At 74.7% G+C, this 12,273-nt stretch carries 12 protein-coding genes; 9 read left to right on the top strand and 3 right to left on the bottom strand.

Annotated features, from left to right (window positions below; genetic code table 11):
• The first annotated feature begins 70 nt into the window (after positions 1–70).
• The 5 genes from lxmK to ACIRPX_RS17875 are packed head-to-tail and all read left to right on the top strand — an operon-like array spanning position 71 to position 4,987.
• Entirely contained in the window at positions 71–1,222 is a 1,152-nt protein-coding gene (lxmK, locus tag ACIRPX_RS17895) for a class V lanthionine synthetase subunit LxmK (RefSeq protein WP_404194977.1), read from the top strand.
• A complete protein-coding gene (locus ACIRPX_RS17890; RefSeq protein WP_404194975.1) occupies positions 1,219–2,295 on the top strand; it encodes a T3SS effector HopA1 family protein in 1,077 nt (358 codons plus the stop codon). The genes lxmK and ACIRPX_RS17890 overlap by 4 nt, the downstream gene beginning before the upstream one ends.
• Positions 2,296–2,315: 20 nt before the next feature.
• A complete protein-coding gene (locus ACIRPX_RS17885) occupies positions 2,316–3,302 on the top strand; it encodes an LLM class flavin-dependent oxidoreductase (RefSeq protein ID WP_404194972.1) in 987 nt (328 codons plus the stop codon).
• Positions 3,295–3,993, top strand: coding sequence for a flavoprotein (locus ACIRPX_RS17880; RefSeq protein ID WP_404194969.1), 699 nt, complete (start codon positions 3,295–3,297; stop codon positions 3,991–3,993). Before ACIRPX_RS17885 ends, ACIRPX_RS17880 begins: the two co-directional genes overlap by 8 nt.
• On the top strand, positions 3,977–4,987 hold the full coding sequence (locus ACIRPX_RS17875) for a hypothetical protein (protein WP_404194967.1): 1,011 nt from the start codon (positions 3,977–3,979) through the stop codon (positions 4,985–4,987). The genes ACIRPX_RS17880 and ACIRPX_RS17875 overlap by 17 nt, the downstream gene beginning before the upstream one ends.
• 229 nt (positions 4,988–5,216) lie before the next feature.
• Here ACIRPX_RS17875 and ACIRPX_RS17870 read toward each other — a convergent pair whose 3' ends face one another.
• On the bottom strand, positions 5,217–6,440 hold the full coding sequence (locus ACIRPX_RS17870; protein ID WP_404194964.1) for a helix-turn-helix domain-containing protein: 1,224 nt from the start codon (positions 6,438–6,440) through the stop codon (positions 5,217–5,219).
• Positions 6,441–6,701: 261 nt separating this feature from the next.
• On the opposite strand from ACIRPX_RS17870, the gene ACIRPX_RS17865 reads away from it, so the two are divergent.
• The 4 genes from ACIRPX_RS17865 (at position 6,702) to ACIRPX_RS17850 (ending at position 7,518) form a co-directional block, all read left to right on the top strand.
• Entirely contained in the window at positions 6,702–6,860 is a 159-nt protein-coding gene (locus tag ACIRPX_RS17865; RefSeq protein ID WP_404194960.1) for an LxmA leader domain family RiPP, read from the top strand.
• Between the two features lie 26 nt (positions 6,861–6,886).
• Positions 6,887–7,033 carry an LxmA leader domain family RiPP gene (locus ACIRPX_RS17860; protein WP_404194958.1) on the top strand — a complete coding sequence of 49 codons (147 nt, stop codon included), beginning with the start codon at positions 6,887–6,889 and terminating at the stop codon, positions 7,031–7,033.
• A gap of 148 nt (positions 7,034–7,181) precedes the next feature.
• Positions 7,182–7,337 (top strand): LxmA leader domain family RiPP, encoded by a 156-nt coding sequence (locus ACIRPX_RS17855; RefSeq protein ID WP_404194955.1) that lies wholly within the window; start codon positions 7,182–7,184, stop codon positions 7,335–7,337.
• Between the two features lie 28 nt (positions 7,338–7,365).
• Positions 7,366–7,518, top strand: a complete 153-nt coding sequence (locus tag ACIRPX_RS17850) for an LxmA leader domain family RiPP (RefSeq protein ID WP_404194953.1) — start codon at positions 7,366–7,368, stop codon at positions 7,516–7,518.
• 220 nt (positions 7,519–7,738) lie between these two features.
• Here ACIRPX_RS17850 and ACIRPX_RS17845 read toward each other — a convergent pair whose 3' ends face one another.
• Together ACIRPX_RS17845 and ACIRPX_RS17840 are read right to left on the bottom strand one after the other, a co-directional pair.
• Complete coding sequence (locus ACIRPX_RS17845; RefSeq protein ID WP_404194951.1) at positions 7,739–8,974, bottom strand: hypothetical protein; 1,236 nt, start codon at positions 8,972–8,974, stop codon at positions 7,739–7,741.
• A gap of 269 nt (positions 8,975–9,243) precedes the next feature.
• Positions 9,244–12,171 carry a helix-turn-helix transcriptional regulator gene (locus tag ACIRPX_RS17840; protein WP_404194948.1) on the bottom strand — a complete coding sequence of 976 codons (2,928 nt, stop codon included), beginning with the start codon at positions 12,169–12,171 and terminating at the stop codon, positions 9,244–9,246.
• Between the last annotated feature and the right edge of the window lie 102 nt (positions 12,172–12,273).

Raw genomic sequence — 12,273 nt, 5'->3', positions numbered from 1 at the left:
TTGTCAAGTTTTATGCCAAGCGTGTCTTCGTTCTTGACATTTGGAGGAGGGTCGGGGCTACGGTCCAGTCATGACACTCGACATCTTGGCGAGGACGGACCAGCACACCCGCCGTCGGATCGCCCCCGCCGACCTGTCCGACTTTCCCGCCGTACCAGGCCTCCTGGAACGCCTGGGAACGGGGACCTTCACCCAGGAGACGCTCAGCGCCTACCCCGGCCGCAACGACAACTGGGCGGGCACCACCACCCGGGGCCGCTCGGTCTTCGTCAAGCACATCGGCGGGGAGACCGCGGAGTCGCTGCGCCGCTTCCGCCGGGTGCTCCGCTTCGAACAGGCCGTCTCGGCAGCAACGGCCGACGGGGGACGGCCCGTTCCGCGTCCCCGCCTGATCGGCTCGGACGAGACGGCCCGACTCCTGGTCTTCGAACTCGTGGAGGGGGCGTCACCGGGCAGCGACCTGGCGGCCCGGGACGAGTTCGGCACCGACCTCGCCCGGCAGGCCGGCCGGATCATCGCCACGCTGCACACCCTGCGGCCCGCCGACCGGACCGGCATCGAGTCCGCCCCGCTGCCTCTGCCGGCCCTCGGCCACCTGCGGGCCCTGCCCTGGGCCCTGTACACCCGGGCCAGCGCCGGGGCCCTGGAGGCATGGCGGCTGCTGCAGGGCGACACGGCGCTGCACGAGGCGCTGCGCGAGCTGCGGGACGACGAGGCACACGCCCCCGCCACCCTCATCCACGGCGACCTGCGCCTGGACCAGTTCCTCACCACACCCGACGGGCGCGTGCTGCTGACCGACTGGGAGGAGTTCCGCCACGGTGACCCCGCCCGCGACCTCGGCAGCTTCGCCGGTGACTGGCTGCACCGGGCGGTGCTCAAGGTGCCCGCGGGCCTGCGCCACAACCCCGGAGCGGTCGTCTCGCACGACGAGGTCGTCGCCACCGGCATCGCCGAGTTGGCCCGGGTCACCCCGCTGATCGCCGCCTTCCACCGCGGCTACACGAAGACGCGACCGGACGCCGTCGAGCGGGACCCGGATCTGCTGGTCCGGGCCACCGCGTTCGCCGGCTGGCACCTGCTCGACCGGCTCCTCGCCTCGGCCGAGCGCAGCGCGCGTCTGGGCGCCACCGAGCGCGCGGCCGCCGGCATCGGCCGGACCGCCCTCCTCTCCCCGCGCGCCTTCGTGTCCGTACTCGGCTGGGAGGGAACCCAGGCATGAACACCACCCCCGACGCCCCGGCCCCGCTGGCGCCGTCGATCCTGCGCATCCTCGCGGAGACCACCGTCGCCGCCGACGCCACGAGCGCCCTGACCTTCGGACGGGAGGTGACCGCCGACGACCCGCGCGCCCTGCGCGCCGCGCTCGCCGCCGAGTTCTACCGGCGCCACCACATGGGCCGTAGCGACGACGTCGAGGCACTGGCCCCCAGGTCACTGCCGGACCCCGCGCTGGAGGCACGGCTGCTCGCCGCCATGCCGCACCGGCACATCACCCGCGACGTGGAACGACTCGGCGACGGCGACGACTCCGGCGTCCCCGTCCTCCTGGACGGCGTACGGGTGACGTTGGCTCAGGAGCGCCTGGGCACCGCCCGCCCCGGGGCCCCCGCCCCCGCACGCGTCCCCGTCCGCCTGGATGCCGCCCGCCCCGCTGTGTCACCCGGCTTCTTCCTCTGCGAGTCCACCGTGCCCGCCCGCGTCCGCCCCACCGGCATGCTCCGGGTCTATCTGCACGTCACCGCGCCCGAGGCGGCACCGCGGGTCTGGGCGGACGTACTGGGCCTGCTGGAGGGCGAACAGCTTCCGTACCGGGCCAAGATCGCCTCCTCCCGGACCGCCTACCCCCGCCAGGACGCCTGCGTCGTCTACCTGGGCCCGGAGAGCTGGGACGCGGCGGAACTCATCGCCGACGCCGCCCGTCGTCTTCCCGGACTCGGCGGCACGGTCTCGGCCTTCGTGAGGGAACTCGCCCCCGGCGTCGGCGCCGCCTGGGAACCCGACGACACCAGGCCCGGAATGCGCCGGGTCAGCTTCGGCGAGCACCGGGCCGGCGCGCTGGCCGCCGGACTCACCGAGCACGCCCTCGACCCCACCGCCCGCGGCCGCGAACAGGCCGTGCGCGACAGCCTGCTGCAAGCCGGCGTCGACCCCGCCGACCCCGCCCACAACGTCACCTCACTCCGCGAGGTGCTGCCCGCCCCGACGCCGGCCGCCGCGCCCCGACGGCCTCTGCACACGCGGCAGAGCCCGCCCACCGGCCAGCCGGAACCGCTCACGGCCGCCGGGCGCTGAACGACGATTGGATCCCTGCCATGGTCATGCCCTCGCGGGCCAAGCCCGCCGTGATGATTCCGCACCAGCCCGACTGCGTCGACGACGCACTGCCCTACGCCGAACTGGTGGCCCGACACCGCGCACGCCGCCTGTGGACGGGGCAGTCACTGCGCCTCGACTCCCTGCAGCTCTTCGCCCACCTGGCCGGGCGCGGTCTGCGCCTCCCGGTCGGCACCGGCGTGTCCCTGACTCCGCTGCGCACCCCGTACGACGCCGCCGTCCAGGCCCGCTCCCTGGCACTGATCACCGGCCGGCCCGTGGTCATGGGGTACGGCCCCGCCACCCCCGGCTTCGTGGCCTCGCTGCGCGGAGCGCCCTACCGCAGCCCGCGCACCGCGGCCGCCGAGTTCCTCACCGCGGCCCGCACCCTGCTCGACGGCGAAACAGCCGACGTGGCGGGCGAATACCACCACCTGCGCACCGCGCTGACGCCCACTCGCCCGCACCCGGTCGTCGAGGTCGGCGCGGGCGTGCTGCGCCCCGCCATGGCCAGATCGGCCGCCCCCGTGACCGACGTCGCCATCACCTGGCTCACTCCCGCGGACTACGTACGGGACACACTCGTCCCCGCGCTGCGGGACGGGGCCGGCGACCGACGCCCCCCACGGGTGGCCACAGTCGTCCACCTCGCCGTCGACCGCCCCGGCCGCGACCCCGCCTCCCTCGTGGCGGCCGTGGCCGCCGGACACCTGTCCGCGCCCCACTACCTCGACATGCTGCGCCGCGCGGGCGTGGCCATACGTGCCGAGGACGACCTCCGCGTCAAGGCCAAACAGCTGGTCGACGCCGGCGTGTTCGTCTACGGCAGCCCCGCGCACATCGCCCGTGAGCTGGCCCGGCACCGCGCGGCCGGCATCGACGAGGTGATCCTCAGCGCCGGAGGCGTCCACTTCACCCAAGGCGTCCAGGAGGCGCTGGCCGATCTGGAGGACGTGTTCACGGCCGTGGAGGAGCACCATGGCTGAGCAGCAGGCGCGGGCAACGACCGGAACGCGGGCGGAGACGGCCGACACCGGGCGGGAGCAGTCCGCCGGAGAGCCGGGGGCCCCGGAGTGGGCACCGTCCAGGCTGCTGCTGTTCGGCACGGGGGCGCTGAGTGTCGCCTTCCTGCCGTTCTGGCTGAACTGGCTGCGCGTCACCCGGCCCCGCACCGAGGTCCGCCTCGCCGTCACCCGCACCGCCGAACGGTTCGTCAGCAGAACCGCCCTCGGGGCGATCCTGGGCAGCGAGGTACTGCTGGACGTGTGGCCGGGCACCGGCGACCCCTCGGCGCCGCACGTGGACCACGTCGAACTCGCCCAGTGGGCGGACGCCGTGGCCGTGCATCCGGCGGGCCTGCACTTCATCGGCCGCTTCGCCCAGGGGCTGGCCGACACGCCCGTACTGATGGCACTCCACTGCACCCGCGCGGTCATCGGCATCGCCCCCGCGCTCCCCCCGGGCGCCGAGGCGGGCCCGGCCTACCGCGGCCACCTCAAGGCGCTTCAGCGGCACGACAACGTGGCCGTCGCATCGCCGCATCCCGGCCGCAGCGCTTCCACCGGCCGGGACGACGCCTCTGCCGCCGCACCGCTGCCCGCGCTGCTGGACCTGATCGCACGTCACCGGTCCGCTCCCCGGCGGACGGAGGGGAAGCCGCATGCCCGCGCGGTCTGACGTCGCCCCCGGCACCGGCATCCGGGTGGCACCGGACGAACGGCTGACCCGTGAACTGGGCACCCGGCACATCGGCACCGCCATCCTGGCGGTGCCCACCGGCGGTTATGTGTGGGCCCGCCGCCCGGGCCCGGCCCGCGACACCCCGCTGCCGCTGCCCGGCGCGCGCCGCGCCGCCGCGGTGCGCACGGCGTCCGCCGGTGCTCCCGTCGGTCTCGCCCTCGCCACGCCCGACCCCGGCCAGGCCGGGGTGCTGCGCTACCCCGCACCCGGGACCCGTTCCGCCGCCGCGGCCGTCCGCGATCCGGCGCCGCGCGCCCAGGCCGCCGTACAGGACGCCGTCCGGGGCCTCGGGGCGACTCTGCGGACGTTGCACACCCGGCCCGCGGCCGAGGAGGCGCCCGGCCTGCCCCCGGCACCGGCCCGGCTCCTGCGCTGGCTGCGCGCCGGGACCGGCCCCGGCGCGGCCCCGCGCCTGCACGCCGCGGCCCGCTCCCGCCTCGGCGAACGGCGGCTGCGGCTGATCGCCGACTGGAGCGGGGGCGCCGCCCACGGCCCGGGCCCACGCGTCCTGCTGCACGGCGGCCCGTCCCTGGGCGCGCTCGTCCTGCCGTCCGGGCCGGCCCGCGCGGTGCTGCTGACGGGTGAGGAACTCACGGGAGGCTCATGGGAGTTCGACGTCTCCTGGCAGCTGGCCGAGTTCGCGGAGATGGCCGCCGGACACCGCTGGGGGGTGTGCGGCACCGCCGACCACGTCGCCCTGGCCAGGGCCCTCCTGGACAGCTACGGCAGACAGCCCTCCCCGGCCGCCGTCCGCCGGGCGGTGGTCCTGCGCAGCCTCACCCACGCCCACGACTTCGCCGCATACGTGGCATGGCACGCGCAGCTGCTCACCTACCTGGACCTGGTCTCGGAGGCCATGGAGGCCGCGGAGGCCCCTGACGCCCTCGCCGGATGGGACGCCGCCCGGGTGTGCGCGCCCCACGGCCGGTGACGGGACCCACGACAGCCGACGGTGACGGCCGGGCCCGGCGGCCGGGTCTCTTCCGGGCCCGGCGGCCCGGCATCTCCGGGACGGCCACCGCGCGGCGGTACATCGGCGCGGTGGCCGGGTGTGCGGTGACCGTACGGCGGTACGTCGGCGCGGTGGCCGGGCGTGTGCCGATCCGCGGGCCGCGGTGACGCGACTCAGGACGCGCGGGCGCGCGGGCGCTGGCTCCTGATCACCTCGCCGCCGCTTGCGCGAGCGCCTTCCACGCGCGCGTGGCGAGACCGAGGCTGCCGGAACGGGTGGCCTCTTCGGCGATCCTGCGCAGCTGCGCCGCGGCGGACTCACCGGCACCGGCCGCCAGCTCCGCCTCGTGCAGCAGGATCTCGGTGCGGACACGGTCCTGGTGGGTCATCGTGCCGGACGCGGCGAGGGCCTCGCCGCACAGGCCGACCGCAGCCTCCATGTCGCCACGGCGGAACGCGATCAGCGCCTGCACGGCCCGCAGTTCGGAGAGGTATCCGGCTCCGTCCATCATGGCGAGCGCGGTCTCCGCCTCCCGGCACCAGCGTTCGGCGTCCTCCGTCACCGCGCCCTGTACCTCGACGTGCGCGGACACGGCCGCCAGGCGGAGCCGGGCCCACAGCAGCAGGTCGCCGCGCGCGTCCGAGAACCCCAGCGCCTCCTCCAGCAACGGCAGCGCCCGGTCGTGCGCGTCGCGGGCCGAGTGGACCGCCGCGGCCGTCCACAGCGCGCGGGCCCGCCGGGGCCCGGACATCTCCCCGGCCCGCTCCAGCAGCAGACCGGCGTGCTCCTCGGCCTCGCCGAGCCGCCCCGCCGCCACCTCGGCCGCAGTGAGGGTGAGCAGCGCCTCCGCCTGATCGGCACTCGCCGCGCCCTCGGCCACCGTCAGGGCCTCGCGCGCCCAGACGATCGCGCTCTCCGTCTTCCCGAGCACCCGGTCGCAGTCGGACAGCGCGGCCGAGGCCCGTACCCGAAGGTGGGTGATGCCCGACTCGCGAGCGACCCGGCGCAGCCGTTCCAGGACGTCCCGCTGCGCGTGGACGTCGCCGAGCCGCTCGTGGGCCCGGGCCAGGAACCACCACACCTGCCAGGCATGGTCCGCCGAGACGTCGGGCAGGGCGGCGCAGGTGGTGAGCAGCCGTACGGCCTCGGCGGGCGCGCCGTCGTCGAGCGCCGTGATCCCGGCGGCGAGGAACGCGGGCGCCCGGTCGCCGTCCGCAGCGCCGGCGGCCACCTGGAAGACATCGATCGCGACGTCCAGGCGCTCCGCCAGGTGCGTCGCCGCCTGAGGTGTCACCGCCCGGTCACCGGATTCCAGGCGGGAGACATAGCTCGCCGAGACCTTGGGACCCACCAGGTCCGCCTGTGACAGAGCGCGCTCGGCCCGGAGTCTGCGCAGAAGCCGGCCGAACTCCGGTTGGCCCAACAGTTCCATCCGCCGTCCATTCCGCGTCGTGTCAAGGAGGTGCGAGTAGCTTACGGCTCCTCCGCGTGCCGGCGCTTCGATCGTCGGCACGCCGACGGACCGCTGTCCATGACTGGTGAGAGCGCCCAGGCATCCCCGTCCATGACAAGTCTAGTCACGTCTCTTGACATCGGTTCCGCCGGGGCCGTAGAAATAGGTCATGCCCTCGCCGGTGACTGAACGGCGGGGTGCAGTCCCCGCTTCACTGTCGATGTCGATAAGGAGACATGTATGTCCACGCAGGGCCTGATGGGCGGTTTCGCCGCCTACACCGATGCCGAGGAGCTTGCCGCGGAGTCGGCCACTGAGGTCGCCGACCAGCAGTCGCCGATCACGCTCAGCATCGTCACCTTCAGCGTCGTCACGGCGACGTACGAGGCGGGCTGCTGACCCGCTCGCGCACGGGGAGGCGACACATGACCGCTGACGATCTCGTCGAGGGGTACCGGCTGTTCGTCGACGCCGAGGAACTGGCGGCCGGCGCGGCGGCGGAACTCCTGCCGACGACCACCATCTTCACCATCTCGATCCCGGAAACCGCGACGCCCACGATCACCAATTAGTTGGCGGTGTCGGCGGTTTCGCGCCGACGGTGCACGATTCCGTGACTCACGGTGTCATGAAAGATGACAAGAATGCGCGCGGGACCCCCCGGGACAACGCGCGAAGACCCCGAAAAAAGCCCTGAAAACCCTGAAGAAGGAGAAGCACATGTCCGCTCAGAACCTGATGGACGGTTTCGCCGCCTACACCGACGTCGAGGAGCTCGCCGCGCAGTCGGTCGACGTCGTCGAGGAGCAGTCGCCGATCACGCTCAGCCTCATCACCGGCGTGACGATCTCCCTCACCGCCGAACACACCTGCTGAACCCACCGCGGACGATGAGGAGCCCCAGATGAACGTGCACGAACTCATCGACGGGTACCGGACCTTCGTGGACGAGGAGGAGCTGGCGGCCTCGGCGGCACAGGAGCTGCCCCCGACGACGACCGTCTTCTCCGTCATCACCACCACCGCCACGACGACGCCGTCACCCGTCAGCTTCTGACCGACGGCTCGTGGCCACCGGGACCGGGACGTTTCGCGGGTACCGGACCGGATGTGAACTCTGAGGGGCAGGAAGGGCCGACCGGCCTCCTGCCCCTCGGACGCGTCCGGGAGCCGTTCCGGGCCTCGTGGGCATCAGGTCAGTCCCCGTGGGCATCGCGTCAAGGGAAGGGGCCGTGCGCCCGAGCGGCGACGGCCCCTGACGGCGTTTCGGATCGCGGTCAGCCGCCCGGCACGCCCGGCGACGACGGCGACGGCGATGACGGCGGCGGCGAGGCCAGTGCCGCGTGCCGCGCCGCCGCGTCGGTCACGCCGGGCACGTGCCCCTTCCCGGCGAGATCGCAGCCGGCCAGACAGATCGCGCGGCGTGCCTCGTCCCGGCGGCCCGTCAGCCTGAACACCTCCGCCTGGTCCAGCCGGGCCGTGGCCCGGGCGACCGGGGAGTCGGTCGCCGCCGCCGCGTCCACCGCTCGCTCCGCCAGTGCCAGCGCTTCCTCGTCGTGCCCCCGGACCGCCGCGATCCGCGCCGCCGCTCCCGCCGACCCGTCACCGTTCAGCGACCACGCCGTCCGGCGGTCACCGACCGCTTCGACGCGCGGGTCGCGCACGGGCATCCACTCCATGGCCTCCGTGTACCGGCCCGTGTCGGCCAGCAGGCGCAGGACCGCCCGGCGCGCCGCTTCCCGCACCAGGCCGAGGCCGAGCAGGTCCGCCGAGTCCGCCGCCGCTTCCAGCAGGTGGACGGCCTGCCGGGTCCGGCCGGCCAGCGACTCGACCCGAGCCGTCAGGACGGGCAGGAGTACGGAGCCGCCCGCGGGGTCGAGTTCCGCCACCGCGGCGCGGGCGAGGGCCAGGGCGCCCTGTGCCGGAACCCAGCGCTCCCGCATGCCGTACAACACCGCGAGCGGGCCGGTCAGCGCCAGGCGTGCGGCGGGCCGCCCGGCACCGTGTTCCTCCAGCAGGGCCCGGATGCGGAACGCGGCGGCACCCGCGGGTTCGGGGCCCTGCCACAGCGACACGCCCAGAACGCGCAGTGCGGCGACTCTCTCCGGCTCCGAACCGGCCCGCCGAGCCCACAGCAGCGCCGCGTCCGCCAAGGCCGTCGCTTCCGCGTACCGGGCGAGTCCCTGCCGCTCCCGGGCGGTGCGGACGCCGTCCTGCGCCCGCGCGAGCGCGTCGACGCCGGGCCGCGGCGCAGGTCGGGACGCCGGCGCGTCGTGCCGTAGCCGCCCACCGGGGCCGGACACCGGGGCGGGGCCGGACACCGCACGGCGCGGGACGGCACCCGCGGCCCAGAGCGCGAGTTCCAGCAGCTCCGGCCGGTGCGGCCCCGGCTCCGGCCGGTGCGGCCCGTCGAGCGAGCCCGGTGAATCCGGTCGCTCCGGCCGGTGCGGTGTCCGGCCCGGGGCCGTCGGCCGGTGCCCCGGCCCGGCACCCGCGGACGGTCCGGGTGACATCGTGTCCGTTCCCCCACCCGGTGCCGGGTGGGGGAGTATCGGCTCGCCGAGTTCCACGGCGGCCCCCTCTCTGCGCGTCGTCCGTCGCCGCGCCGTCGCGACACCGGCATCATCGGAGCGCGCCGTCCCCGCACACATGGGTAGCGCCGACCCAGATTCGAAGACGGGCGCCCACGGCGATCCGCCGGACACCGGGAGGTCACATCACACCGGGGGCCCGCCGCACCCGCCCGAGCCGCTCCCGGAAGGAACACGCACGGCGAGGCGGCTCACGTCCGCGACAGCAGCTCCCTCGCGCGGTCGACCAGGGCGCCGCGGTCCGGCAGTCCCGTCTTCAGCATCAGGCTCGCCACGTGTTTCTCGACCGTACGGGGCGAGATGTGCAGCCGTGCCGCCAGCGCCTTGTTGCTGGGCTTGTCCGGCATCATCTCCAGCACCTCGAACTCGCGCACGGTCACGCCGAGCCGACGCAGGGCGTCGGGGATCCGGTTGGTACCCGTGCGGCGCTGCCGGACCGGCTCACCGAGCCGCCGGAGCATCGTCCGGCAGGCACCGGCCACGGGGCCCACGTCCGCCTGGTGGAAGTACTCCTCGGCCTCGCGCAGCCAGTCCCGGGGCCGGCCCCATCCTTCGGCCGCCGCCGGTTCGGCGACCAGCCGCAGCCCCAGGCACCGGGCCATGCGAAAGGGCCCCGCCGCCACCTCGGCCCGGCGCATCGCCTCGCTCACGCCGGCCGCGTCCGCACGCCGCCCGGCGAGAACCGCCTCCGCCAGCGCGACGAACTGACGGTTCCACCGCATCCCGCCGGCGCCGGTGGCGGCCGCCTCCCGGAGGCGCTCCTCGTCGGCCCGCCCGGCGAGCACGTCGAGCAGTATGCCGAGACCATGATGTCCGTCGAGGTGGAACGGGCTCTGCCGGCGCCCCTGTTCCGCGGTGACGCGTGCCATGTCGAGCTCCGCCGTGGCGCGGTCCTCCTCCAGCAGCGCGCAGAAGGCGCGGCCCAGCCCGTGCACCAGCGACGCCTCCCCCGAGTCGTCACCGCCGTGACGGGCGAACTCCGCGATCGCGGCCTGCATCTCCTCACGCCGGCCGCGGTGCGCGGCGAGGACGACCCTGGCCATCAGCGCGTAGTGCGTCACCGTGACGAGCCGCAGTCCCCGGCTCTGGGTCAGACACGTCTGGAGCTCCTCCTCGGCCCGCTCGAAGTCGGCCGTCAGCACCCGGTGCAGCCCCAGGACGGCGGAGGCGTTCTGCGCGAGGGCGATCGCGCCTGCCCGAAGTACCTCCTGGTGGGCCCGGGTCAGCGGGCCGGCGTCGGCCTGAGCCAGCCAGGCGTTGCCGCCGAGGCCCACCAGCGCGTAGTTGCGCCAGGCCGTCAGCCCGTGCTCCACGGCGCAGTCCAGGGCCCGGCGGAAGCACGCGTCGGACTCGGTCAGGTCGTGCTCGCGGCCTGCGAATCCGAGGATGTACCAGGCCTGGCAGACGGCCGCGGGCAGGGGGATACGCTCCGCCCGCTGCGCCGCACTGCGGGCGAGTTCGGCGCTGCGGGCCATCCGGTCCGCGGCCGGGCTGAGCACGGCCAGATACGCTGCCACCGCGTCCAGCGAGGCCCGTTGCTCCTCGGTCGCCGCCCCGGGCAGGAGTTCCCGTGCCGCCGACACCTGGGCGTCGCCCTGGGCCCAGTGCCCGGCCACCTGCGCCGCCCACGCGAGACGGATGTGCCGGCCGATCTGCCGGGTGCGGTCGCCGGGTGCCTGCGCGGTGAGTTCCTCCGCCACAGCCAGTGCCTTCTCCAACCGGCCGTCGTCGGCGAGTGCCTGGAGCAGTGCCTCCAGTATCTCGGTGAGCAGACCGTGGTGCCTGACGCCGCCGGTGGGGTCGTCGAGCACCGACCGGGCGTGCTCCAGCACGGCGACGGCGGAGCCGGGCGCGCCCGCGACCGTGGCGCGGCGACCGCACTCCAGATACAGCCGGGCGGCAGCCGTGAACTCGCCGGCGTGCTCGCGCAGCCGTGCGGCCAACTGGCACCACTCGTCGGGGAGTTCCGGATACAGCTCCGCCGCCGTCTCGGCCGCCCGCAGCGCGGTACGGGCCAGTTCACCGGGGCTGAGTCTGCTGCGCAGCGCCTCCACGGCCAGCGGGTGCTGGAATGTGTACCAGCCCGGTATGCCCTCGTCCGGGGTGAGTAACTGCGCCTCCACCGCCGACTGCACGTCGTTGAGCAGGGTCTGGTCGTCGAGACCGAGGACGTGCTGGGCGAGCGTCAGCTGGAAGCGGCGGCCCAGCAGCGCCGCGACGGACAGCAGCCGGGAGCCGCCGGGGCCGAGCCGGTCGGCGCGGGCACTGATCAGCCGGACCAGCGTCGGTGGCACCGAGCCCGCGGTGACGCCCGTGAGCCGCCAGGCGTTCTGTGCGTACACCAGCTCGCCGGTGGCGATCATGCTGTGCAGGAGCTCCTCCACCATGAGCGGGTTTCCCGCGCTGTCGTGGAGAAGCCGGTCGGACACCTCGGCCGGTACGAGGCCGGGCTCGGCCTCCAGGCAGGACGTCACCAGCTCGTGCACCTCGGGCCGGCCGAGCCGGGTGAGGGGGAGCGTGATGCCGTCGTTGCGCCGGCTCACCTCCTCGGCCAGCAGATGGGCCCCCGGCGACTCGGTACGCACCGAGGCCACCACGGCGACCGGCTGGCCCGCCAGGTTCCCCGCCAGGTACTCCACCACGGCCAGGGTCTCCGGGTCGGCCTCATGCAGATCGTCCAGCGCCAGCACGCACCCGTTCTCCCGGCCGACCAGCGCGGTGAGCCGGAGGACCGCCTCGGCGATGACGACCATCGACGCGTCCCCGTACTGCCCGTCGGGGTCCGCCCAGTCGGGCACCAGACGCCCCAGCACCCTCTGATAGGGACCCAGTTGACGTGCCAGATCCGGGTCCAGGGTCCGTGCGACGGACATCAGCGCCTCGGTCAGTGGCCGGAAGGGCACCGGTGGCCCCGTGACGCTGCTGCGGCCGCGGAGCACGGGCATCTCGGCGTCCACGGCGCAGCCGAGGAACTCCCGCAGCAGCCGGGACTTCCCGATTCCGGGCTCACCCGTCAGGAAGGCCACCGTGCCGTGACCGCGGCGGGCATCCACGAGGACCGTACGCAAGGCCGCCAGTTCGGCGGGGCGTCCGACAAAGGCGGCAGCGCGGGTTCGCATGTGGTGAGTCTAACTTCGCATCCCCACAAGGAGATTGCTCCGAAGGGACGGAGTCCCCGACGGTTCGGCAGGCCCCGGCGCGCGGACGGGAGCGGGGCGCCG

The organism is Streptomyces sp. NPDC101225 (genome assembly GCF_044767585.1).
Classification (GTDB): Bacteria; Actinomycetota; Actinomycetes; order Streptomycetales; family Streptomycetaceae; genus Streptomyces.
Note: the sequence above shows the minus strand (reverse complement) of the source record. Positions and strands in the feature narration are given on the sequence as shown.

Bases quoted from the DNA above. Each gene is read 5' to 3' on its own strand.
- lxmK (WP_404194977.1), top strand. From the start codon at position 71: ATGACACTCGACATCTTGGCGAGGACGGACCAGCACACCCGCCGTCGG.
- ACIRPX_RS17890 (WP_404194975.1), top strand. From the start codon at position 1,219: ATGAACACCACCCCCGACGCCCCGGCCCCGCTGGCGCCGTCGATCCTG.
- ACIRPX_RS17885 (WP_404194972.1), top strand. From the start codon at position 2,316: ATGGTCATGCCCTCGCGGGCCAAGCCCGCCGTGATGATTCCGCACCAG.
- ACIRPX_RS17880 (WP_404194969.1), top strand. From the start codon at position 3,295: ATGGCTGAGCAGCAGGCGCGGGCAACGACCGGAACGCGGGCGGAGACG.
- ACIRPX_RS17875 (WP_404194967.1), top strand. From the start codon at position 3,977: ATGCCCGCGCGGTCTGACGTCGCCCCCGGCACCGGCATCCGGGTGGCA.
- ACIRPX_RS17870 (WP_404194964.1), bottom strand. From the start codon at position 6,440: ATGGAACTGTTGGGCCAACCGGAGTTCGGCCGGCTTCTGCGCAGACTC.
- ACIRPX_RS17865 (WP_404194960.1), top strand. From the start codon at position 6,702: ATGTCCACGCAGGGCCTGATGGGCGGTTTCGCCGCCTACACCGATGCC.
- ACIRPX_RS17860 (WP_404194958.1), top strand. From the start codon at position 6,887: ATGACCGCTGACGATCTCGTCGAGGGGTACCGGCTGTTCGTCGACGCC.
- ACIRPX_RS17855 (WP_404194955.1), top strand. From the start codon at position 7,182: ATGTCCGCTCAGAACCTGATGGACGGTTTCGCCGCCTACACCGACGTC.
- ACIRPX_RS17850 (WP_404194953.1), top strand. From the start codon at position 7,366: ATGAACGTGCACGAACTCATCGACGGGTACCGGACCTTCGTGGACGAG.
- ACIRPX_RS17845 (WP_404194951.1), bottom strand. From the start codon at position 8,974: ATGTCACCCGGACCGTCCGCGGGTGCCGGGCCGGGGCACCGGCCGACG.
- ACIRPX_RS17840 (WP_404194948.1), bottom strand. From the start codon at position 12,171: ATGCGAACCCGCGCTGCCGCCTTTGTCGGACGCCCCGCCGAACTGGCG.